We start from the raw sequence: 23986 nt of genomic DNA, 5'->3' as shown, positions 1-23986 counted from the left end.
TTCCTGTGAGCCGGTCAAAACCACCCGGTGTATCGTTATTTTACAGATGCCTCACGGACTGCCTGTGCAAATTTAACCGGAATAATCTATATTTGTGATATGAATATTAAGACTATGCAATCAACCCCTTACGCGTTACTCGCAAAGAAATTCTATTTTGACGATACGGCTTTCATCAATCTGATGAAAAAACGGATTTACAATGTACTGCTGATTGCAAGTAATTATGATTCCTTCGTTCTGGAGGGCGACGGCCGTATTGATGAGCAGATATTTATCGAGTATGTTTCACTCAGCCTCCGGTATCCCCCTCAGTTTATCCAGGTATCATCAGAGGCTGAAGCTATGAAGGTGCTTGAAAATCAAAATATTGATCTTATTATCACCATGCTTAGCATGGGGAAGAGCGAGAATTTTGATTCTGCAAAAAGGATCAAGGCACAATATCCGCAAAAACCCATAGTGGTGCTGACTTCGTTTTCGCGCGAAGTTACCCTTACCCTGGCCAATGAAGACCTGTCAGTAATTGATTATGTGTTTTGCTGGCTTGGCAATGCCGACATTCTGCTTGCCATTATCAAACTGATAGAAGACAGAATGAACGCCGAGAATGATGTGAAAGAGGTGGGCGTTCAGGTGATCTTGTTGGTTGAAGACTCTATCCGGTTCTACTCCAGCTATTTGCCGAATATTTACAAAATCATTTTCAAGCAGTCGAAGGCCTTTATGACCGAAGGACTGAATGAGCACCAGATGATGCTGCGCATGCGGGGCAGACCTAAGATATTGCTTGCTACCAATTACGAGGAGGCTGTCAGCTATTACGAAAAGTATAAAAATAACCTGCTCGGGATCATCACCGATACTTCTTATCCGAGAAATGGCCGTGAAGATCAGCAGGCAGGCATCAGACTGGTGGAAAAGGTAAAACGGGACGATGAGTTTATGCCCATTCTGATGCAGTCATCAGACCTTGCAAATTCCGAAGTGGCGCGCAGCCTCAGGGTTGGCTTTCTGCACAAGCAGTCAAAGACGCTCTCCATCGAACTGAGGAATTTTATAAAGCAGTATTTTGCCTTCGGCGATTTTGTTTTTGTAGATCCTGACACCCGGCTCGAAGTTGCCCGTGCTGCCGACCTGAAAGCCCTTCAGCAAAAGATTTTTGAAATTCCGGATAATTCCCTTGCTTACCACATCTATCGCAACCACGTTTCCAAGTGGTTGTATGCCAGAGCTTTGTTCCCGCTTGCCGAGCTTTTTCGCGATCTTCGCCCGGGCGACTTCAGCGATCTGGATGAAATCCGTCGCTTTATTTTCGATGCCATCGCTACGTTCAGGTTGAATAAAGCACGGGGAATCATCGCTGAATTTAACCGCGAAAGTTTTGATGAGTATCTGAGTTTTACCAGGGTAGGGCAGGGGTCTATCGGAGGTAAAGCCCGTGGACTTGCCTTTCTCGATTCGATGATCAAACGCAACCGCCTGCTTGACAAATGGCCGGGGGTAATCGTTACCATTCCCCGTACGGTGGTGCTCGGGGCGGATATCTTCGATGAGTTTATGGAAGATAATAACCTCTATAAGATTGCGCTCTCAGATATTTCAGATGAGGAGATTCTCGATCATTTCATTGCAGGAAGGCTTCCTTTCCGCTTGCATGAGGATCTTTACACTTTCATCTCCGTGGTAAATAAACCGATAGCCGTAAGATCTTCGAGTATGCTTGAAGATAGCTACTATCAGCCATTTGCCGGAATCTACTCCACTTATATGGTTCCTAATTTTTTGAATGATGAGCGGATGACCATCGAAAATCTGAGCAATGCCATTAAAAGTGTTTATGCATCGGCCTTTTTCAGGGATTCAAAATCATACATGACGGCAACGTCCAATGTTATTGATGAAGAAAAAATGGCCATCGTGCTACAGGAGGTAACCGGCACACAATACGGGGACCGTTTTTATCCGACAATGTCAGGAGTCGCCCGTTCGATAAATTTTTATCCGATCGCTCCGGAAAAACCGGAGGACGGAATAGCCAACATTGCACTCGGTCTCGGGAAGTATATTGTTGATGGCGGGCTGACCCTGAGGTTTTCACCACGCTACCCCAGGAAAGTTCTTCAGTTATCTACGCCTGAATTTGCCCTGCGCGAAACGCAGAAGCACTTTTATGCCCTGGACCTTCGCCCGGGTACATTTACGCCTTCAACCGATGACAGTTCCAATCTATTGAGGTTGAATATTCCGGATGGTGAATCAGATGGTTCGTTGAAAAATATCATCTCCACTTTTGACTATGAGAGCAATATGCTTCGCGATGGTATGTTCGGATCAGGAAAACGGATCGTGACTTTTTCAAATATCTTAACCCATAATATATTTCCTCTGGCCGAGATTCTTGCCACCGTGCTTGAAACCGGGCAGCGAGAGATGAGTAAACCCGTTGAAATTGAATTTGCGGTGGACCTGAATCGTCCCAAAGGTAATCCTGCGCTGTTCAATTTGTTGCAGATCAGGCCGATTGTCGATAACAGGGAAGCCATCGAAGCCCATCTTGAGGATGTGGTTGAACAGGATACGGTTATCTATGCTCATCATGCTCTGGGCAATGGCATTATCCGCGACGTGTATGATATTGTTTATATCAAACCCGAGTCGTTTAATCCGGCGGCCAATAAAGAAACTGCAATCAGGGTCGGAAGTCTGAATGAAAGTTTTCTTTCTGAAAAGCGCAACTATGTGCTGGTAGGCCCTGGCCGCTGGGGAAGCAATGACCCCTGGCTGGGAATTCCGGTAAAATGGCCTCAGATTTCTGCTGCCCGGGTTATCGTTGAGTCTGGCCTGGAGCATTACCGGATCGATCCGAGCCAGGGAACGCATTTCTTTCAGAATCTCACCTCTTTCAGGGTGGGGTATTTTACCATCAACCCATTCTTGAAAGACGGACATTATGATCTCGATTTTCTTGCTTCACAGACTCCATTCTATGAAGACGAGGTGATCCGTCACATCAGGTTTGAACAGCCGCTGGTGATCATGATCGACGGTAAGAAAAACCTCGGCGTGGTGATGAAACCGCAGATTCCGGATTCAGCCCGGGTAGAGTAAAAATTCCATACATGCAGGTCACGACCGCGCTGCATAAGCTGCTGAATAAAGAAACAGGATAATCTGCAGATTTACTGCTTTTCAAACTGCGCCTTAATTGCCGTCAACCAGGTAAGCCCTGAGTTTATCCGTGCGGGCATTTTCAAACAGTTCTTCGGGTGAGCCCTGCTCAATGATTTCACCATCATGCATAAAAATTACATGGTCGGCCAGCCTGATTGCCTGCCGCAGCACATGGGTTACAAGAATGATGGTATAGTGCTTTTTCATGTCCCTGAAAAGATCCTCAATGATTTTGCTGGAAGTGGGATCTAGTGCGGAGGTCGGTTCATCGGCCAGAATAATCCCTGGTTTTACGGCCAGTCCGCGTGCCAGGCAAAGCCTTTGCTGCTGCCCGATTGACAGACTGGATGCCGGTGAATTCAGGCGGTTTTTTACTTCCTCCCACAGGCCGACTTCCCTGAGATGCTTTTCAACGCTGAATGCAACCAGTTTTTTGTCGCGGACGCCCTTCAGTTTTAAGCCGTATGCTACATTCTTGTATATAGAAACCGGCAAAGGGTAGGGCCTTTGCGATAGCAAACCCATTTTTTGCCGGATATCCGGTATGCTGGCAGTGGTGTTTAATATATCATCATTGTCGATATAAATATTCCCGGTTACCTTAAGCTCCCGGTAAAGGTCGGTGAGCTTGTTCATGCATTTCAGCAGGGTGGTTTTACCGCAGCCCGAGGGTCCGAGCAGCACGGTAATGCGGTTTTTGGGTATTTCCAGGTTAATATTCTTTAGTATATGGTGGTCACCGGCACTTACATTCAGATTGCTTACCCGGAGCACTGCTTCCGGCTCGGTAGCCCTGAGAACCCTGAGTTGTTCACTGCTTTTCGGAGATAAATATGGATTGCCCATGTTTTTTACTTCAGGTTGGTTTTTGAAAATCGCTTCGACAGCAGGCGCGCACCGAGGCTGATGCTCAGAATAATGATCGTAAGAATGATGGAAGCGGCAAATGCCCTGTCGCGCACTTCCGGGATCGGCGACCCGAGCTGAAAGAAAATTGCAAGGGGCAACGTGGCTGCAGGTTCATCAAGGGTCACGGGGATGTTATCGGTGTAACCCGCGGTGAACAGCACTGAGGCAGCGTCGCCTATGCCCCTGCCGAAGGATAGCAATATTGCCGTAATAAATCCGGGAAACCCTTGCTTGAACATGACCCGGAAAGCAGTTTCAGTGCGGGTGGATCCCAGGGCCAGAGAGGCTTCATGCAATCCTTTCGGGATGGTGCACAGTACCTCATCGAAGGTGCGCACCATGATGGGCGAAATCAGCAGGGCAACGGTAATTATCCCTGCCAGCAGGGAAGCATTCATGCCGAAAAATAACATCAGCGTAAAGCCAAATGCACCATAAACAATGGATGGGATACCCCACAAAGCATCAAGAAAGTAGCGGATGGTGTTCTGTGTACGACGGTACCTGATCAGCTGAACGTTCAGGTAGAGGGCAGCCGGCATACCGATCAGCACTGCAATCAGGGTTGCGCCGATGGCTATATAGAGGGATCCTGTGATCGCGTTGAGTACCCCGCCTTCTCCACCATAGTAATAACCGCCTTTAGGCGTTTTAAGTACCATGTCCCAGTTGAGGGCTGCAAATCCCTTGTAAAAAATTACAACAATGATAAAGGCGAGCACGGCAATCAGCGAATAGGTGAACAGGGCTGAAAGCCGGATGAAGAACTTTTCTTCAAGCATTTTGTATCGTCTCATAGCCTTTTGGTTTTATGGATAAGTAACCTGAAGAATAAATTGATAACCAGGATGATGATCAACAGCAGAAATGCAGCAAACATCAGTGCGGAGTCATACATGGGTATGGATAGCATTTCACCGTAATTATTGGCGATCAGGGCCGGCAGCGGGTAAGCCGCATTAAAGGGATTGCCCGATGCTTTAACCACGTTGCCCACGACCATCATCACCGCGATGGTTTCACCGAATGCCTTGGCAATTCCAAGGCCATAGGCGGAGATGATGCCGGGGTAATTGCCCCTGATGACGACATGTTTTACCGATTCCCACATGGTTGCACCCAGCGAAAGGGAGGCTTCTTTCAGCCCGCTGGGGACCGTATTGAACACTTCGATCAGCATATTGAGGGTGTAAGGGATGACCATTACTGCAAGTACGATGCCCCCTGCGAGCACCGAATACCCCGATGACGGGGACCCTGATAACGGAACGGAGAGGGCCGAAACAAAGGGAACGATGACAAGTATTCCCCAAACCCCGTAAATTACAGAGGGCAATCCTGCAAGTACATCAATTACCGGATGCATGATGCGGATAAGTGCCCTGGGGGCAAACTGGGTAAGGTAGAGGGCTGCCAGAAGGCAGACGGGTGCCGTAAAAAGAAATGAAAGCAGGGTTACATAAAGCGAACCTGCTATAAATGGCCAGAATCCGAATGTCCCCCTCGAAGGCTCCCATTTGGATGTGAAAACCAGCTCCAGAAATGAATGTTGTTCAAAAATGGGAGCAGCCTTGATATACAAACCGATGCAGATGACCAAAGGCAATATCAGTATGGTTACCAGGGTGGTAATCATCCAGAATCCGTTCAGCTTGTCGATGATCTGTCGCCGCAACTGCATAGGTTTATAATTCTTTTTGTGCCTGTTGGCAGGCGGGTGATTATCCGAGTTTTTTCAGATAGGAATCGATTTTTTCATTGTCGATGGGAACATAGCCTGCTTCCTTCACATACTGCTGTCCTTCAGTCAGGCACCAGCGGATGAAATCGAGCGTGGCCTGTTTCTGAGGTTTCCCTTTTGCGACAAAGTAAAGCTCACGCGCAGGAGGCGAAGGATAGACGCCGTTGGCAATGGCCTCCAGAATCCCGTCGAACGTTTCGTAGAAATCTTCTTCGGGATCTATCATGCCATTATCATTGATGTCAATGGGTGCGATTTCCATTCCCGGCCTTTTTTTTCCGGTTTTGATGTCATAGGCAAATATGGTATTGTTGAATCCCAGTCCAAGCTTATCTTTTGCAACAGCATCGGCCATGCCCGGATCCCCGTAAATGCCAATTCCGGCCAGGTTTTCCTGATGTCCTTCAAGATATTTGGCCCAGGTTTCAGCGGCCCCGCATGCGTCGGAGCGGGTGTATATGGTTATCCCGGCTTTTTCAGGCTGGCCCAGCAGTTCACCCCAGTCAACGGCGGTTTTATCAATAAAGATGGCTTTGAAGTCGCTGCGGCTAAGCCCCTGTTGCCTTAGCACCGGCAGATAGGGATTCTGACTGCTGATGGTGGGCACCACCGCATCTATGGTAAGGCCAACCCACCAGACACCTTTGCTTTTCTCCTCAGCCGAGATCTCCCGCGAAAACATGCCTAGGTCAACGGCTCCCGCCAACGCATCGGCCATTCCTTTACCCGCACCACCCCCGGAAACATTGAACCTCACTTCGGGATTGATTTTGCTGTATTCTTCCGTCCATTTAACAGCGAGGGGATAAAGTGCAAATGCACCTGAAAGGGTAATGGTGTTGTCTTTCTTTTTCCGTGATGCACAACCTGATAACACTATGGCTGATGCAATTGCAAACAATATTATGCTGCGTTTCATGACCTGTTATTTTAAAGTGGAGTTTGTCTGCTTGAAAAGATTGGGCGTAAGCGTAAGCTGTACGTAGAAAAACTGATTGAAATTGTCAGAATCGGTTTGCTGAATTTCTTTTAACGTTTCTGTCTGATTGAAGAAAATATATCCGCTTTCCAGATTGCCCCAGTCACTGAACCTGTATTTCAGAATCAGATCGTTTTCAATTCCGAGCGCTTTGTCATCGGTAGTGCCCGGATAGGTCCCGGCAAGGTTAAAGTAATGAAAGGTATTTCTTACTGAAACTTTCTTCGAGAATTTGTAATCGAGCCATAAATAGTAATCGGCCAGACCACCCTGCCCGGTTTGTGCAGGGTAATTGGTGAAATAGTCCATATTCCCGTTAAAACCGTGTCTGTTTCCGTAAAGCGGATCGAAGAGCTTATCGGTTTCATCGGGACCAGGCATTTTGTCATTTCCCGAAAGAAGGCTGACCCCGGCGCCGGGTGTCAGTTTTCCTGTTTTCAGGCTGATCTCGGCTTCTATCAGCGTGGCACTCAGTTTATGCCCTTTCCGGTTATAACCATACTGGTAGTATGCATTGCCCTGGCAATTCAGCTTTTCTCCACTGTAATTTCCGTAAATTCCGCTTGTATGCCTGAAATTCATCGGATCTGTCGTATCCGTTTTGGTGTAGCCAGCTGAGATATGGAGAAACGAAAGATTCAGTTTTTCACTTACCTTTTTGTTGATCCACAGATAGTTCAGCGATTTTATACGCGCGTTGGGATAAAGGTTGCCGTATGATGCATCCGAAAGAGTGTTCCAGGAAGCACCGGCGTCAATTTTCCAGCCGTTCTGGCGGTATTTCAGCACGAGCGCATCATAGCTGATCCCGTTCTGATTCCAGTTGCGGTTTCCAAGCATCCTGCCGTTGTCGTAAATAAGTTCCTGACGGCCTGCAGTCAGGCTCATAGCATCCGATATCCTGAGTTCGGCGAAGGCTTCATAAAGATCCAGTGAAGGATTGTCACCAACCCCGGTGGCACTTATTTTGGCCTGATCTCCCCATAACCTGACATCCTGGGGAACAATCTTCAACCTGAGTCTGGAGGTTTCGTAAGTAAAGGATAATCTTGTCCGCTGAGAGATCAGCGCAGCAGGCGAGGCATCTTCAGGATTTATTTTCTGGTAACCGTCGCGTACTTCACCACGGGTACGGAACTGGGCATCAACGGAAAACTGTGCATTTACCCCCTGATAAACAAATATCAGCAAAATCAGGGCGAGATTCCGTCTGTTAAAGGCGTGTTTCATAAGTGGAGATAATTTTGAATATTCAAAATTAGCGCCAACTCATTTTACCGGAAACAGTGTTTATGCGTAATTACGAAATAAGCTTTAAAGCGTAATCATACGTCTAAAAGCGTAGTAAAATTATACTTCCACAATCCCGTTTCTGATCGCAAACATCACCAGCCCCGCAGTATTTTTACAATCGGTTTTCTGCAGCAGGTTTTCGCGGTGTTTGTCCACCGTCCGTTTGCTGATTCTCAGCCGCCCGGCAATTTCCTGGTTCGAAAGTCCCTGGCATATCCGGTAGAGCACTTCGGTTTCCCTTTCGGATAGTTCGGAATTCCGGGGCTGTTTCTCCTTTTTGGTGATATTTTTCAGTATTCCGTCCAGAATTTCCGGAGAAAAGTAATTGTGACCCGACATCACCGCTTTCATACATTCTTCCACCTCCTGCAATCCCGAGTTTTTGAGAATAAACCCGCGGGCTCCCGCGCTGATCATGCGCGAGGTATAATCCTCGTCGGCATACATTGACAATGCGATGATTTTCAGGTCCGGGCAGATTTCAAGCGCTTTCCGGGTTGTTTCTATACCGTCGAGCCCGGGCATGCTGATGTCCATAAATACCAGCTCAGGTAGTTGCTGATTTAAACCGGAGAGAAATGCACCGCCGTCCGAAGCCTGGAAAACCTGACTTACATACGGAAGATTTCTCAGCAACAGGCTCAGCCCCTCCCTGAAGAGCTTGTGGTCGTCCACCAGATAAACTGAAAAAGGTTTCAGGTTGTTCATTTTCAGGATTTTCCTATTATAACATTCACCCTGACGCCTTCATTGGGCACCGAATAGATTTCAATGGTCCCGTTCAGCGATTTAATTCTGGACCGGATATTGGCAAATCCCATGCCTTTTTCACCTATTTCCAGTATTTTGCTGTCGAATCCTATGCCATCGTCAAGGTAATCGAGCCGTATGCCGTCCGCTTCATCCATCAGCGTTATGTAAATGTTCCGGGCTTCGGCATGCTTGAGTGAATTGTTGATCAGTTCACAGATCACCCGGTATAGCACCACCTCGGTATTGTATGGATATCGCTTTTCACCCAGGTTTGAATCGAAACTGATGTTCAGGTTATCGACCGGCGACATATGGGTGATAAATGATTTTACGGCCTTTTTGAGCCCCAAATTATTCAGTACGTGCGGACTCAGTTTATTGGAAATCTCCTTCAGCGAAGTGATGGATTCATCGATCAGTTTTTCGGCATGGATCATCACTTCCATGTTCTGCGGACTGTTGTTTCCTGCGTGTGCAGACGATACGGCCATCTTGACCGATGAAAGCAATGGCCCGAGTCCGTCGTGCAATTCCTTGGCAAAATTAAGCCGTTCGTTTTCTTCGGTTCTTACAATGGCAGAAAGTACCCTCGATTCATTTGCTTTCCTCAGGTCATCCATCCTTTTCTGAATATTGAAGATCCGTTTGATAAAGATCAGACTGCCAAGCATCAGCACCGAGATCAGTACGCCGGTCCAGGTACTCAGCATGCCGGTGATCAGCCGGCTGTCTGAATCGGAAATCTGGAAGAATTCAAAGATTCTCCTGACGGCCATCAGCAGGAATCCAAAAGAGATCAGCCACCAGGCGATGTTGGTCCTTGTCCGTTTGGTAAGTGAAAAGGCAATGATGGCAGCCACAAACTGAAGGACAAAGGAAAGAATCAGGGCGATTTTTAAAGTCATGGTCAACCGTTTCTACAAAAGTAACAAAAAGCCCTGCAACCTGCAATGCCCGTTCTTCCCCTTGCCTGGCATACTTGTCAGTTTATCCTTGTTTGGGCATGATCCTCGGCGCAATCATATTTTTGGGGTCGAGGATTTCATTGAGTTCTTCCTGGCTCAGGAGTTTATGTTCGAGCACCAGGTCGTAAACACTACGGTTTTTCTCCAGCGCTTCCTTTGCGAGCCTGGTAGCTGCTTCATATCCGATCACCGGGTTGAGGGCAGTCACCAGACCGATGCTGTTGTATACCATTTCGCGGCAGCGGTCTTCATTGGCGGTGATGCCTTTAATGCAACGGTGGTTCAGCGTATTCATGCCGTTTTTCAGCATTTCGATGGATTCAAACAGGCTGTACACGATGATCGGCTCCATCACGTTCAGTTCCAGCTGACCGGCTTCGGCTGCCATGGTAACGGTAAGGTCATTCCCAATCACCTTGAAAGCAATCTGGTTCACCACTTCCGGAATCACGGGGTTGACCTTACCAGGCATAATGGTGCTGCCGGGCTGCATGGGCGGAAGGTTGATTTCGTTGAAACCGGCCCTTGGGCCCGAAGAGAGCAGCCTGAGGTCGTTTGAGATTTTGGAAAGTTTGACGGCAAGTCTTTTCACCGCTGATGAATACATGATGAATGCACCGGTGTCCTGGGTTGCTTCAACCAGGTTGGTGGCCAGCACAATGGGTTTTCCGGTGATTTCGCGGAGGTAATTGATAACAATGCCGCTGTAGCGCGGATCGGCATTGATTCCGGTACCAATGGCCGTTCCGCCCATATTGACTTCGAGGAAAAGCTGCACATTCTGGTTCAGCCGGGCAATTTCCTCTTCAAGCATTACCGCATAGGCTTCAAACTCCTGTCCCAGGGTCATGGGTACTGCATCCTGCAACTGGGTGCGCCCCATCTTGATCACATGGGCGAATTCATTTGCTTTTATTTTAAACGAAGAGATCAGCTCGGTAAGGACCTCCACCAGTTTTTCGTTACTCCGGATCAACGCGATTTTGATCGCGGTGGGATAAGCGTCGTTGGTTGACTGTGAAAGGTTTACATGGTTGTTGGGGTGGCAGAATTCATATTGTCCCCGCTGATAACCGAGAATTTCAAGCGCACGGTTCGCAATCACCTCATTGGCATTCATATTGGTGGATGTACCCGCCCCGCCCTGAATCATGTCAACAACAAAATGAAAGGTATATTTTCCATTAATGATTTCATTACAGGCACGCACTATGGCATCAGCCAGGGATTTGCTGAGCAGCCCGAGGTCGTGGTTGGCTTTGGCGGCAGCAAGTTTAACCATGGCCAGCGATTCTGCGAAAACAGGGTAAAAGTTGAGCTGCACCCCCGATATGTTGAAATTTTCGAGTGCACGCAATGTCTGTATTCCGTAATAGTACTCGTAAGGAACTTCACGGAATCCAAGCAGGTCATGCTCTGTGCGGGTGCGGCCCGATTCATACTGTGCGGCGGAACTGATCATCCTGGCATTCGCCTGCCGCATCCTGCGCGAAATCACCCTGGCAATATTTGAAAAAATCTTGAGCGCGATAGGGCCGTTTTCAGCAAAAAATGTCTTGCTCAACAGTAATGCGGTGGTTTTATGCTTCGCACGCGCACTGGTGCTGTGAGGCGCTTCTTCCGTAAGTGAGCCTTCTCCAAGGAAGTCGAAGCGGCTGAAATAGCTCAGTTTTGTCTCCGCTCCGAAAGGAGATTTTTTAATCAACTCCACTTCTCCTTCATAGATCATGAAAATGGCCTCCCTGGGGCCGCTTTCCTGAAAGAGGTATTCGCCTGCCATGTATTTGCGCGTTTCAATAGCTGAAACGACCTGATCAATTTCTGTGGCGCCCAGTCCTTTAAAAAGTTCAATCTCGGTGATAAACCGGTTAATTTCGTTGGTACTCATAATATTAGGTTTTTAAGTTGTTTTTCTATCAGGGGATGAAAAAACAGGGCGTTTTTCAGTTATCCCTTGTGCCGGGTATAGTCCCGCTTCCATCTTCAATCCCAGGTATTTGTAACTGACCTGGTATTTTTTCGCCCGTGCAATACCTTCCAATAGCCTGGCGCGCGGGTGCAAAACCATGACTTGCAGATTCTTTCCAGTCGGCGCAGGCGTGTTCAGGTTCGCCGGCCTGAAAATATGCTATGCCCCGGTTGTACCATGCTTCGGCATAATCGGGTTTGATGCGGATGGCCTGATCAAAATCGGCAATTGCCGTACTGATCTGGCCGGATTTGCCTTTCAGAATGCCACGGTTGTTCAATGCAAGCAGGTAGGAGGGATTACGGCTTAATGAAAGATCATAATATTTTATGGCCTCCGCTGCATTGTTTTCAGCATCGTAATAATTGCCCAGGTAAAAGTATCCATGGGCCATATCCGCATCAGAACGTTTTTTGTCAATTACATCTGAGAGCAGGGTGGGGGTGTTTTTCCAGACGGTTATCCGGCTAACGGTTGAGGCTCCCAGTATAATCACCAGTAAAACAGAGGCCGAAAGCATCATTCTGCGGGTAGTTTTGTCAATGGTATTCCGCGTTTCCCAAAGATTGGCGGCATACCGGCCAATAATCATAAAAAAGCCGATGTATGGGATATATGTATACCGGTCGGCAGTGATGAATATCCTTGACCAGAACAATGGAAGGACCATGCCGATGGTAATCAGGAAAAACATGCCTCCGGAAATAAACTCCCTGCGGTATTTCCGCCGGTAAAGGATCACAGCAATTGCTGCAATCAGGACGATGACCGAGGAAAATACATAGGCCGGGAGTTTCCCCCCGCTGATTTCAGGGTAAGCATATATTGCCGACAGGTTGAGCGGTACAAAAAGCTTCAGGATGTAAAATGAGATACCGTAAAGGATCAGGAAGATCCGCTGAAAAAAGTTGTAGTCCTGTTCAAGCACGGTAATATGCCCGAAGGATGCGGAGGCCCTGATTGCAACAAGGCCGAAAATGATTGAAACCGCAAAAAACGGGATTTTTTCAGTCAATAATCTCCAGCGGAGTTTTCTCTGCTTCAGATAGTCTGCCATCAGCAGCACTAACGGGAAGGTGGCAGCCATGGATTTGGAGAACAGGGCAAGCACAAAAAAGAGCAGAACATACAGATATTGCCTGAGGCTGTGACCCTGGTCTGTGTATTTGTCGTAGGCAATCAGTCCCAGCAGGAAAAAGAGCGCGTAAAGGCCCGAGCTTCGGGCCGAAATCCAGACCACCGGTTCCACATGCATGGGATGTATGGCAAACAGCAGTGCGACAATAGCCCCGGCAATCCAGCTTTTCATCCAGCGCCGCATCAGCAGGAATACCAGTGCTGTATTCATCAGATGCAGCAGTATATTGGTCAGAATAAAAATCCAAGGCTCAGGGCCGGATAATTTGTAATTGATGGCCATACTCAGCACGGCAAGCGGCTGGTACATGCCCAGGTGAAAGCTGCTGAAAATCTCCGGCACATTGATGCTTCCTTCCCCTGATATGGCCGTAAGATATTCCCCGTCGTCCCAGCCAATCATAAAGTCGTTGCGGAGGGCGCCTGCGTAAAGTAAAAAAGTAAAGGTAAGGATCAGCAGAATGGCGGCGTGCGGGTAACTAAGCGACAGTTTGCCCGGCAGGACCAAATGTTCCGGGTTTCGTTTCCCTGAAGAAACGCGCGTGGTTTTTTCCGCCTTTTTCATGATTGTCTCCCAACTGATCAGGTGCTGAATTTTGTGCAAAGGTATAAGTTTAAATGTAAGGAAAAATGATTCCCTCAGGAAGTTTTACACCGTGGATTTTTGATTTGCAGCCTGGTAAAAGATAAGTTTGGTATTTTTGCATTAAGGGAAGTGGAACCCCTAATTTTTAAACTGAAACGCCATGAAAAAACTGACCTTTATCTTTTTACTGATCTTCTCAGGTGTATTGCTGATCTCCTGCGGAAGCGGCAAAGGGGAGTTGCTGACCGAGAGAATTCAGTATGATGTAACACTGAAGTCACCCGAAACAGACCTGGCCTGGTGGGTGCAAAACCTCGAGGGGCCGAAACGTGAGAAACTCGTGCAGGCGGTGATTACATCCGCCCGTGAAGGAAAGGTGAAGGTTTATGATGTGATGACCAGCAAACAGTTATCGGCAGGGGAGATTCTTGAACGGGGTACGCGTACAGAATTGCTCACCCTTCAGCGGCCTTTCGAACCATATGAGAATTACGATACCGTTATCAAACGCGAATTGCAATTGTCGGATATTTCACGGCTGAGGTTTCTGGAAGAATGGTACCTGAACCAGGATAACGGAAAAATCACCAAAAAAGTCATTGCAGTATGCCCCCTGGTTGAGAGTTATACTGAAACCGGCGAATTGCGCGGCTATCAACCGCTTTTCTGGCTTTCCTTCGTCAGGAAGTTTCCCCTGGAGCGCTAGTAATATCCTGAAATGGGTAGTGTTGCTTTGTATTTCCGGTAAGCAACGGCCTTGCATGTTGATCCCCGATTCTGTTATAATTTAATGTTTCCCGGAAGGTTTGTTACAAATACCTTCTAAGGTTATAGTCCGGCAGCCCCTGACAGAAATGAAAGGGATGGAAAAGCAATAACCATGTCTTGGTAATCAGATTCTGTCGAAAGCAAACAAGTAGATGCTGTTAAAATAGAATCAGTTGAAATCCTTCCGGAAACAAGGGGCCGTACGGCAAACCCGGACAGCCCCGTGAATCATCGGCAAGAATAGTTTTATTGTTTGGCTACTTTCACCGTTTTAACTTTTTCACCCTGCGCTATCCTGACGAAATAAATCCCCGGAACGAAATTTCCGCCAAAACTGATAGTGTTTTTATTCAGTGCATCCTGCGAAAAGATCACTCTTCCCGTCATATCGGAGATGCGGATGCTGACCGTTTCATCAGAAGCGGATTCAACTTTCAGGTTAAACTGTTCAGCGGTTGGATTTGGCCGGATTTCAACTTCAAATCCGGCACTCCGGGAAACTGATCCGTTCTCGGATATTTCCGTTTTTAGTTTTCTCAAATCGTGAGGCACTGTAACCAAGACCTGCGCTAATGCAGTATTTCCGTATTCATCGTAACATACGATCAGGATGGTATATTCGCGCCCGGTTCCCTTACCCGACCTTTCGGCCCTCAGCAGTACATTGTGCGGGTCAATGATTTCCCAGTCAGGCGCCAGGTCGCCGTCGCCCAGTCCATCTTCCGGCTCATTGCTGAAAACATAAAGCTCGCACCAGGTTGCTCCGCAAAAATCCGTTGAACTGTATTCAATTTCAACCGGCACCATTCTGTGGTCAGGAGGCCAGAGTGGCTCAAAGTAATCACTGATTCCTGTAATTGACGGAGGCTCGGAATCGTAAACATAGACACCGAATCCGCATGCTGCGGTATTCCCTTCGTTATTGGTCAGCAAAAATGCATTCCAGGTATATCCCAAAGGGAAAAATGAGCCCGATGGCAGGCCTTCGGTCTGTGTGATAACAATTCCTTCACCACCGCAATTGGGAGAAGGAACAATTTCAGGATAATAAACCATGGCGCCACATTCGCCCGGATCGTTGCTAAAATATAAAAATTCAGGGCATTGAATTCCCGGATTGGGGCAGGTGGTTGCCGCGAAATTATACTCTCCGGTCTGGCGGTTAAAAGTTACCGTATAGGTTCCTTCAGGGACGTAGATATTGGGCCCGTCCTGCCAGCTCCAACCTGAGGGGAAACCATAACCACCCCAGTTCACATCCCAGTTGTTGCTTTGCCTGAATTTTACTTCGCCCTCTGAGAAATAATAATCTGAAAGTGAGTAGATCACTCCGTCTGTTGTAACCATATCAATGTCATCCATCCAGCCGGTCAAAGCAGTGCCCAGAATTCCGATATCCGGGTAGGTAAAATTGTATTCCCCGGTGGCCAGATTGAACGAAACGGTATATGAGCCTGCAACAACCGGAATGGGGCCTCCGCCGGCAACTGCCACCCCAGCCGGAAAAGTGGAGCCACCCCATGTCAGTTCAGGGTTGTCGTCCTGCCTGAAAACAGCTTCCCCGTCGGTAAAAGTATAACCGGGCAATGTATAGATCATGCCACCGTTGGTTAACAAATCGACATCGGGGCCATATCCGAAATCAGGCGGCACAGCAGTTCCGGTGATGCCGATGTAGGGTGAGCAGTTATCGACGCAGGTGAAGGAATATTCGCCGGTTTCACGGTTGAAAAGAATATCATAATTGCCTGCATTGGTAACAGGGATATCCGGGCCGTATATGGGAGCAAAACCATTGGGAAATGTGCTTCCTCCCCAGTTTACACACCACATATCGTCCTGCCTGAATTTTGCATGGCCGCTTACCAGCGGGAAGTTTTGCAGCGAATAGATTATCCCGTCTTCGGTGTACATATCAACATCAAAATCCCAGCCGAAGACGGAACTTCCTAATATACCCACGGAGGGTTCATAGGGTCCGAGGTCTTCCAGCATTACATTGTCGAAATACATGCTGATATTGATTCCGCCCATCTCAAAGCTCAGCTTGTTGATATCGAAAGTACACGCGGATTTAAAGTCAAGGGTGATGGTTTGCCATTCGGTCGTGGCAAATTGTAAGTACCTGTCCCATCCCAGTAGTGTAGTCCAGTTTCCAAAGTACTCTCCGAGAAAGAGTCCGAAAGGCCGTTCAGCATCTGCCTTTACATCGAAAGAAAGCCGGTAGGTGTGCTGCGGCAATAAAATAAACCCGTATTGGGTGAGTTGAACCTCCCAGGCTTCATAACCGGCCGACTCAATCTGGTAATAACAAACGCCATCAACAATCTGCGGGTATGCAATGATACCGTAATTCTGAAACGAACACCAGACATTCATCAGAGGCGGATCATAAAGGTAGATGTCACTGGTAGTTGTCGTAGAAAAGCTTCCATCGTAAAGAACTTCCTGGGCATGGCCCAATGGAATCGCCAGCAACATGACTCCCAGAATCAGAAAAGTCACGCTTTTTGTTTTCATGATACTTAAGGTTTATATGGTGAATACTCAGTTCTGACTTCGGAAGTCAATACGGATAAACCTGAAAACCAGCGCAGGGGAGCAATTCGGAAGGTAACACCTGAAATATTCAGGATCAGTGTGTTGGGAACCAATATAACCTATAAATGTAATAAAAAAAATCGGAAATAACAAGAAATTGAAGCATAAAGAATAGCAATGAAGGGGATTTTCCGTGAATAAATTTCAAATATACCGGACACTTGAATATATCGATAAGGAGAGGTGACTTCTACAAGGTTATGATGCTTTGAATGGATGCAGTGCTGACAATTTTCCGCTAGTCTGAACAAGAGATTGTCCACGGTGAGATGCGCATTTCACCTGCAAACTTCCCTTTTCACCGGTGCCGATATTTTTTCTAATTTTGCATCCCGTTATTTTGAGGATGCAATATCAGTTTCATACACTTTCCAATGGCATAAGGATCGTTCACCGGCACTCAGGCAGGTTGGTCGCCCATCTTGCTGTAATGGTGAATACCGGCTCGCGCGACGAATTGCCCGGGGAGGAAGGCCTGGCCCATTTTATCGAACACGTTATCTTCAAAGGGACCGGCAAGCGAAAAGTCCATCAGGTGCTGGGAAGGCTCGAGAACATCGGGGCTGATCTGAATGCATACACCACCAAGGAGGAAACCTGTATTCATGCCTCATTCCTGAGCGCCTATTATGCCAGGGCTATTGAACTTTTTGCGGATATCCTGTTTAATTCCACTTTTCCTGAGAAAGAAATCGACAAGGAAAAAGATGTGGTGATTGACGAAATCAATGCATATAAGGACAGCCCGTCGGAACTGATTTTTGATGAATTTGAGGAGATGTTATTCCGCGGACACCCCCTGGGTAAGTCCATTCTGGGTACACCTGCAAGCGTGAAAAGAATCACCCGTAAAAGGATTCTCGGGTTTATATCCGGTCATTACCATACCAATCAGATCGTAATCAGCTCGGTGGGAAACATCCGTTTCGAGCGGCTGGTTAAGCTTGTAAACGAAGCTTTCGGGTGCCTTCCTGAAAATCTGCGCACTGACTCACGGCAGGTTTTCGCCGCATCGGAACCAAAACAACTCATCAAACCCCGGCGGAATTTTCAGACCCATTGTATTATAGGGAACCATGCTTATGGTTATGCAGATGCCCGGCGTACCGCCCTGGCCCTGCTGACAAACCTGCTGGGCGGTCCCGCGATGAATTCAAGGCTGAGTATGGCCCTGCGCGAACGTCATGGATTGTCTTACAACATCGAATCCGTTTATACACCATACGCTGAAACCGGTTCATTCATGATCTATCTGGGTACCGATAATGGTTCGCTCGATAAAGCACTGACGCTGGTACGGGCAGAGCTGGATAGATTTATGGCCAAACCGCTGGGAATGATTCAGCTGCATACGGCCAAGCAACAGTTTATCGGTCAGATTGCCATTTCTTTTGAATCAAACCTCAACGATGCGCTTTCGATGGCGAAAAGCATGCTTGTGTATGACACCGTTGACACCCACGAAGTATTGATCTCGAAAATCAATGCCATTACGGCTGATATGGTGCTTGAAGTTGCGCATGAAATATTTGACCCGGCACAAATGAGTATGCTTGTCTACAAAAACCGCAAAGCATGAGCAAACTTTTTGAACGGCCGCAATATCCGACCACAGTCCCCGCTTTTGAACGGTATGCCCTTGACTATACTACGCAGGAGCCTCCCCTGATGCAGCAGCTGATCAGGGAAACCCATCTGGCAGTGACAACCCCCGGCATGCTTTCAGGATTACTCCAGGGAAGGTTGCTTAAAATGATTATTCAGATGCTGAAGCCCCGCCGTATTCTCGAAATCGGCACTTTTACCGGATATTCAGCCATCTATATGGCATCCGGACTCGACGACAGGGGCTGCTTGCATACCATCGACAACAATCCTGAAGTTGCCCATATCGCTGAAAAATATTTTATTGCTTCCGGACTGCGCGATAAAATTATAACCCATCAGGGAAATGCCATGGATATCATCCCTGAAATTGAAGGGCCATTCGATCTGGTATTTATCGATGCCGATAAGGAAAACTATGTAAATTATTATGAGACGGTTTTTCCAAAACTCAGTCAGGAGGGGGTCATCATAGCCGATAATGTGCTGTGGTATGGTAAGGTGATGGATGCTGACGCTTTAAATGACAAGGAAACGCGCGGCATTGCTGCCTTCAACCTGCACGTGAAAAATGATCCGCGTGTTGAGCACCTCATGCTCCCTATAAGGGACGGGTTGATGATGGTAAAGAAATTATAACTTCCGGAATGCCCCGGATGCAGCATAAAGCACTGAAATCAACCGGGGCAGGCAATGGTTTTTTCAGGAGACGAAATCAGACCCTGTAATCATATTTCACCGAACTGAGTTCCTCGTTGGCTTTCACAATTTTCTTTTTCAGGTCTTCCTTAAATGCGATAAGTTTCATCTGTAGCGCCTCATCTCCTGTGGCAAGCATCTGAACGGCAAGAATGCCGGCATTACGGGCGCCGTTAATGGCAACAGTGGCAACGGGAATTCCCGGAGGCATCTGCACGATGGCCAGCAGGGAGTCCAGGCCATCGAGGGATGCTTTAATGGGGACCCCGATTACAGGAACGGTCGTCATCGCTGCGATCACCCCGCAAAGGTGGGCTGCCATGCCCGCACCGGCTATTATTACCCTGATACCGCGGCTGTATGCCGATTTCGCAAAGGCTTCTACCTCATCTGGTGTGCGGTGAGCTGATAAAGCATTGATCTCAAACGGAATCTGAAATTCATTCAGGATTTCTGCAGCTTCCTTCATCACCGGTAAATCGGATGTGCTGCCCATAATTATACTGACTCTTGGTTCCATGTTGAAAGGTTTGTTTGATGCAAAAATAATCAAAAGCCCGGTTCGGCCTGAGGTTTACCCAAGCCTTAACGATAATTTAATCAAAAGGTTCGCACGTCTTTCCTGATTATTTAAATTATCGTATTTTTGACCGCTTAACTCATCGTCAATGAAAAATAAAATTAAAGTCCGGGACAAAGAATTTGGAATTTTCATTAAGGCGGATGCCATCGATCAATCGGTGAGCAGGATTGCCGATCAGATCAATTCCGATATGAAAGGAAAGGTGCCTATCTTCCTCATTGTGTTGAACGGAGCATTTATGTTTGCATCCGACCTGTTGAAAAAAGTGGATATTGAAAGCAATATCTCTTTTGTCAAATTATCTTCTTACACCGGAACGCGCAGCTCCCAGGTGGTCAGCGAGCTTATCGGGCTCAACGAGGTGGTTAAAGGCCGCTCGGTGATTATCATTGAAGATATTATTGATACCGGACTTACCATTCAGCGGATGCTTGAAATACTGCACAATCAGGAAGCTGCCGATGTGAAGATTGCCACACTTATCTTTAAGCCCGGCGCTTTCAGGGCAGATTATAAAATCGACTATATCGGAATGGAAATTCCCAATGATTTTATTGTCGGATATGGTCTGGATTATGATGGATTTGCACGTAATCTGCCGGATATTTATAAAATTGTGGAATAAATTGTTTCTGAAAGCCACCCGTTATCTGGTATTGGATCCCTTATTTACCTGTCAACTGAATAATCATGCTTAATATCGCTTTGTTTGGCCCTCCGGGCGCAGGAAAAGGAACTCAGTCTGCCCTGCTGGTCGAAAAATATAAACTGGCCTATATTTCCACGGGCGACCTGTTGCGCCAGGAAATCTCCGAGGGAAGTGAACTTGGAAAGAAAGCCAAAGAACTCATCGACCGGGGTCAGTTGGTGTCTGATGAAATGATCGTTCAGCTTATTGAAAAGCGGATTATTGCCAGTGCTGATAAAAACGGGATACTGTTCGACGGATTCCCCAGGACAATGGTTCAGGCTTATATCCTCGAAGGCCTGCTGCTCAAGCTGAACACCTCCCTGGCATGTATGCTCAGCCTGGAAGTGCCCCGCGAAGAACTGATTGCAAGGTTGCTTGAAAGGGGCAAAATTTCAGGCCGCACGGATGATAATGCTGAGGTAATCGAGTTCAGGCTTGAAGAGTACAACAATAAAACCAAACCGGTAGCCGATTTTTACAAAGACAGGAATAAATACATCCCGATTCAGGGTGTTGGTGAGATCAGTGAAGTTTTTGACCGTCTGGTTCAATCCATTGATAACACCCTGCAAAAAGTCTGGTTTAACCTCGTGCTGACCGGTGCACCTGGTTCCGGAAAGGGTACACAGGGAAGGCTGCTTGCAAAGAAATACAACCTTTATTATATCTCCACAGGATCTCTGTTGAGAAGGGAAATTAAAGCCGGTTCCGAGATCGGGGTCAAAGTCAAAGACATCATGGACAGGGGTGAGTTGGTGCCCGATGAGATCGTTATCCGGTTGATTGAAAGTGAGATAAGGCAGCACAATAACGTCAGGGGGTTTGTTTTCAAAGGTTTTCCGAGAACCATTGTACAGGCATACATCCTTGATGGGCTCTTAAGGCGCCTGGATTCGTCAGTATCCTATTGCATTGAATTAAACGCTTCTACAATTGAATCCATCAAACGCCTCAATGCCCGGTCGAAAACCCCCCAGGCCCGTTCCTATGACATGAACACCGAACTGATCATCAACCGCCTTGAAGAGTATAACGAAAAGACACTTCCTGTAGCCGATTTCTACAACAAACAACATAAGTTTGCCTCTTTGAATGCCATAGGGGATGAAAAGCTGGTATTTGAGCGCTTAAGTGAGAAGGTGGAAGCTGCCATGAAAATGCTCAGGTAAGTGGCTGTAATATTGAATATTATGTAAACTGCCGGCGAAGCCGGCTTTTTTTTGTAGCTTTGCATCCCTTAATTCTTTATTTACCTCTTTATGCCCTCTTCTAACTTTGTTGATTATGTAAAACTTAACCTTCGATCGGGTAAGGGTGGCGCCGGTTCAGCCCATCTGTTGAGGACCCGCGGAAATCCGCGCGGAGGACCCGACGGTGGTGATGGTGGCCGGGGAGGACATATTATTCTGAAAGGCAATGCTCAGTTATGGACACTGCTGCACCTGAAGTACACAAAACACCTGAAGGCCGGAGATGGTGGTAACGGAGGGAATAACAGAAAAACCGGTGCAAGCGGCAGGGATGTCATCATTGAGGTGCCGCTGGGCACGGTAGTGAAAGACCCTGAAACCATGGAACAGGAGGCTGAGGTTACTGCCGATGGTGAAATGGTAATCATTCTGCCAGGAGGCCGGGGAGGGCTGGGTAATGATCATTTCAAATCACCTACGCACCAAACCCCCCGTTATGCACAGCCCGGAGAAGCCGGTATTGAGGCCTGGAAAATACTGGAATTGAAGATACTGGCCGATGTTGGACTTGTTGGATTTCCCAATGCAGGAAAATCGACCCTTCTATCGGTGGTTTCTGCCGCCAAGCCTGAGATTGCCGATTACCCTTTTACCACCCTCCGGCCAAATTTAGGCATAGTCGCTTATCGTGACGACCGTTCATTTGTTTTGGCCGACATTCCGGGCATCATCGAAGGCGCCGCTGAAGGCCGCGGGCTGGGCCTGCGCTTTCTCCGGCACATCGAAAGAAACTCTGCACTGCTGTTTATGATTCCGGCTTCTTCGGAAAACATCAGAAAAGATTTTGATATCCTGCTGAACGAGCTGGAACAGTACAATCCTGAGTTGATTGACAAGCAACACGTGCTGGCCGTCACGAAATGCGATCTGCTCGACACGGAACAGCTGCGCAAGCTGAAAAAACGGAAATTTCCGGAAGTGCCCGTGGTTTTTATTTCTTCGCACACTGGCCAGGGAATCGCCGAATTGAAGGACGAAATCTGGAAAGCTTTGCACCAACCATATTTTTAGAAGATGGATGCCCTGATACAATTTGATCAGAAATTATTTCTGATTATTAACGGATTGCATTCGCCTTTTTTCGATTTCCTCATGTACTGGTTCAGCGATAAGTACATCTGGGTGCCTCTTTATGCCTTTCTTCTATTTCTGATGTTCAGGGAAAACCGTAACCATTTCTGGCTGGTGCTCCTGATGGTTGCCCTGCTGGTGACCCTTACGGATCAGATTTCGGTTAAACTGTTTAAAGATGTATTTATGCGCCTTCGGCCCTGCCATGAACCTGCACTGGACGGGATGGTCAGGACGTTATACGGACAATGTGGCGGAAAATATGGCTTTGTTTCCTCCCATGCCACCAATACCTTCGGGGTGGCGGTCTTTACTGGTTTGGTACTGGCAATCCGTTACAAATGGATAATACCGGTCATGCTTGCCTGGGCAGGCCTGGTATCCTACAGCAGGATTTATCTGGGAGTCCATTATCCGGGCGATGTGATCGGCGGCGCGCTCACCGGTGCACTGACCGGATATCTCGTTTTTTTATTGTTCCGGATGCTGAAAGCCCGTCTCCGGAGAAAGGACCCGGCTTCCTGATATTTAATAACCGAATGCTTTCGCTTCCGTTTTTACAGCCCTGACTTTCATCACGGCAACATTTTTCACTGCGGGGGCGTTGTAGTTGAAATCGTCGCGCTGCGTATATTGCCGCATAATGATGTTCAGTATCCTGACTTTCTCATCGAAATCTTCAACAAATTCAACCTTTCCGCTGATCAGTACGCTTTTGTACTTCATACCATAACTGCATGCTACCTGTTCCGATTGTTTGTAAAGCTCGTGCGCGGTGCTGAATGCAATGCAGACATTCGGATTATTCCTCAGTACTTCTATTTTTCTGCCGGTGGGTGCCGAATGAAGGTAAACTGTTTCATCAGCGTAGCCAAAATTGAAAGGGAGGGTATAGGGCTTATGCTCCGGGTCTACCATCCCCACATAACAAACCTCGCAACCCGAGATAATTTCCTCAATTGTATCGGGAAGGCTGATCATTCTGCTTTTCATACTTTTTCCTTTGGTAAATTATGTCACGAAAATACGAAGAGCGCAAATTGAAATCTACATTTTCGCACTAAATTGTGAAGCGGAAGACGGATTTGCAGGTATCCGGCAGCCGGTTAGTATAATGATAATTCTTTTATACCCGGAAAATCCTGAGTATCCGGTTTTAGCGGCGATATGAATTAAAAGGCTTCGGGCTGCAATCAGCAGTTTGCTTAAGCA

General features: G+C 47.4%; 20 protein-coding genes and 1 pseudogene. 8 read left to right on the top strand and 13 right to left on the bottom strand.

Features of this window, described 5'->3' with window-relative positions:
- The first annotated feature begins 99 nt into the window (after window positions 1-99).
- Window positions 100-3111, top strand: coding sequence for a PEP/pyruvate-binding domain-containing protein (locus TBC1_RS16445; protein ID WP_236695691.1), 3012 nt, complete (start codon window positions 100-102; stop codon window positions 3109-3111).
- A 93-nt stretch (window positions 3112-3204) separates the two neighbouring features.
- On the opposite strand, the gene TBC1_RS16440 is transcribed toward TBC1_RS16445, so the two are convergent.
- From TBC1_RS16440 to TBC1_RS16400, 10 genes and pseudogenes are all read right to left on the bottom strand, one after another.
- Window positions 3205-4020, bottom strand: a complete 816-nt coding sequence (locus TBC1_RS16440; protein ID WP_082189678.1) for a phosphate ABC transporter ATP-binding protein — start codon at window positions 4018-4020, stop codon at window positions 3205-3207.
- 5 nt (window positions 4021-4025) lie between these two features.
- Complete coding sequence (gene pstA / locus TBC1_RS16435; protein WP_062045191.1) at window positions 4026-4880, bottom strand: phosphate ABC transporter permease PstA; 855 nt, start codon at window positions 4878-4880, stop codon at window positions 4026-4028.
- The gene (gene pstC / locus TBC1_RS16430) at window positions 4877-5764 is read right to left on the bottom strand and encodes a phosphate ABC transporter permease subunit PstC (protein WP_201781705.1); all 888 of its coding nucleotides are present in this window, start codon (window positions 5762-5764) and stop codon (window positions 4877-4879) included. Before pstC ends, pstA begins: the two co-directional genes overlap by 4 nt.
- A 40-nt stretch (window positions 5765-5804) precedes the next feature.
- A complete protein-coding gene (locus TBC1_RS16425) occupies window positions 5805-6743 on the bottom strand; it encodes a PstS family phosphate ABC transporter substrate-binding protein (protein WP_062045189.1) in 939 nt (312 codons plus the stop codon).
- Between the two features lie 6 nt (window positions 6744-6749).
- Window positions 6750-8033 carry an alginate export family protein gene (locus tag TBC1_RS16420; protein WP_062045186.1) on the bottom strand — a complete coding sequence of 428 codons (1284 nt, stop codon included), beginning with the start codon at window positions 8031-8033 and terminating at the stop codon, window positions 6750-6752.
- A 120-nt stretch (window positions 8034-8153) separates the two neighbouring features.
- Window positions 8154-8804 (bottom strand): response regulator, encoded by a 651-nt coding sequence (locus TBC1_RS16415; protein ID WP_062045183.1) that lies wholly within the window; start codon window positions 8802-8804, stop codon window positions 8154-8156.
- 2 nt (window positions 8805-8806) lie between these two features.
- Window positions 8807-9754, bottom strand: a complete 948-nt coding sequence (locus TBC1_RS16410) for a sensor histidine kinase (protein ID WP_062045181.1) — start codon at window positions 9752-9754, stop codon at window positions 8807-8809.
- 82 nt (window positions 9755-9836) lie between these two features.
- On the bottom strand, window positions 9837-11276 hold the full coding sequence (aspA, locus tag TBC1_RS16405; protein ID WP_062045669.1) for an aspartate ammonia-lyase: 1440 nt from the start codon (window positions 11274-11276) through the stop codon (window positions 9837-9839).
- A gap of 93 nt (window positions 11277-11369) precedes the next feature.
- Window positions 11370-11594, bottom strand: a pseudogene (locus TBC1_RS18245) (cyclic nucleotide-binding domain-containing protein); the annotation flags it as partial.
- 163 nt (window positions 11595-11757) lie between these two features.
- Entirely contained in the window at window positions 11758-13485 is a 1728-nt protein-coding gene (locus tag TBC1_RS16400; protein WP_137305822.1) for a tetratricopeptide repeat protein, read from the bottom strand.
- 181 nt (window positions 13486-13666) lie between these two features.
- Between TBC1_RS16400 and TBC1_RS16395 the strand changes: the two genes are divergently transcribed.
- Window positions 13667-14212, top strand: coding sequence for a hypothetical protein (locus tag TBC1_RS16395; RefSeq protein ID WP_062045177.1), 546 nt, complete (start codon window positions 13667-13669; stop codon window positions 14210-14212).
- A gap of 308 nt (window positions 14213-14520) precedes the next feature.
- Here TBC1_RS16395 and TBC1_RS16390 read toward each other — a convergent pair whose 3' ends face one another.
- The gene (locus TBC1_RS16390; protein ID WP_062045175.1) at window positions 14521-16794 is read right to left on the bottom strand and encodes a T9SS type A sorting domain-containing protein; all 2274 of its coding nucleotides are present in this window, start codon (window positions 16792-16794) and stop codon (window positions 14521-14523) included.
- 427 nt (window positions 16795-17221) lie between these two features.
- On the opposite strand from TBC1_RS16390, the gene TBC1_RS16385 reads away from it, so the two are divergent.
- Entirely contained in the window at window positions 17222-18454 is a 1233-nt protein-coding gene (locus TBC1_RS16385) for a M16 family metallopeptidase (RefSeq protein ID WP_062045173.1), read from the top strand.
- Window positions 18451-19119: an O-methyltransferase gene (locus TBC1_RS16380; protein WP_062045171.1), complete on the top strand. Its 669-nt coding sequence runs from the start codon at window positions 18451-18453 to the stop codon at window positions 19117-19119. Before TBC1_RS16385 ends, TBC1_RS16380 begins: the two co-directional genes overlap by 4 nt.
- Window positions 19120-19195: 76 nt before the next feature.
- On the opposite strand, the gene purE is transcribed toward TBC1_RS16380, so the two are convergent.
- A complete protein-coding gene (gene purE, locus TBC1_RS16375; RefSeq protein WP_062045667.1) occupies window positions 19196-19699 on the bottom strand; it encodes a 5-(carboxyamino)imidazole ribonucleotide mutase in 504 nt (167 codons plus the stop codon).
- Window positions 19700-19847: 148 nt separating this feature from the next.
- Here purE and hpt point away from each other — a divergent pair, with 148 nt between their 5' ends.
- The 4 genes from hpt (at window position 19848) to TBC1_RS16355 (ending at window position 23299) form a co-directional block, all read left to right on the top strand.
- The gene (gene hpt / locus TBC1_RS16370; protein ID WP_062045169.1) at window positions 19848-20387 is read left to right on the top strand and encodes a hypoxanthine phosphoribosyltransferase; all 540 of its coding nucleotides are present in this window, start codon (window positions 19848-19850) and stop codon (window positions 20385-20387) included.
- Between the two features lie 65 nt (window positions 20388-20452).
- Entirely contained in the window at window positions 20453-21622 is a 1170-nt protein-coding gene (locus TBC1_RS18265; RefSeq protein ID WP_062045167.1) for an adenylate kinase, read from the top strand.
- Between the two features lie 90 nt (window positions 21623-21712).
- Window positions 21713-22714: a GTPase ObgE gene (obgE, locus tag TBC1_RS16360; protein WP_062045164.1), complete on the top strand. Its 1002-nt coding sequence runs from the start codon at window positions 21713-21715 to the stop codon at window positions 22712-22714.
- A 3-nt stretch (window positions 22715-22717) separates the two neighbouring features.
- Entirely contained in the window at window positions 22718-23299 is a 582-nt protein-coding gene (locus tag TBC1_RS16355; RefSeq protein ID WP_062045163.1) for a phosphatase PAP2 family protein, read from the top strand.
- Window positions 23300-23302: 3 nt separating this feature from the next.
- Here TBC1_RS16355 and TBC1_RS16350 read toward each other — a convergent pair whose 3' ends face one another.
- On the bottom strand, window positions 23303-23767 hold the full coding sequence (locus TBC1_RS16350; RefSeq protein ID WP_062045161.1) for a pyridoxamine 5'-phosphate oxidase family protein: 465 nt from the start codon (window positions 23765-23767) through the stop codon (window positions 23303-23305).
- Window positions 23768-23986: the final 219 nt, after the last annotated feature.

The sequence above is a fragment of the Lentimicrobium saccharophilum genome (assembly GCF_001192835.1).
In the GTDB taxonomy this organism is placed as follows: Bacteria; Bacteroidota; Bacteroidia; order Bacteroidales; family Lentimicrobiaceae; genus Lentimicrobium; species Lentimicrobium saccharophilum.
Note: the sequence above shows the minus strand (reverse complement) of the source record. Positions and strands in the feature narration are given on the sequence as shown.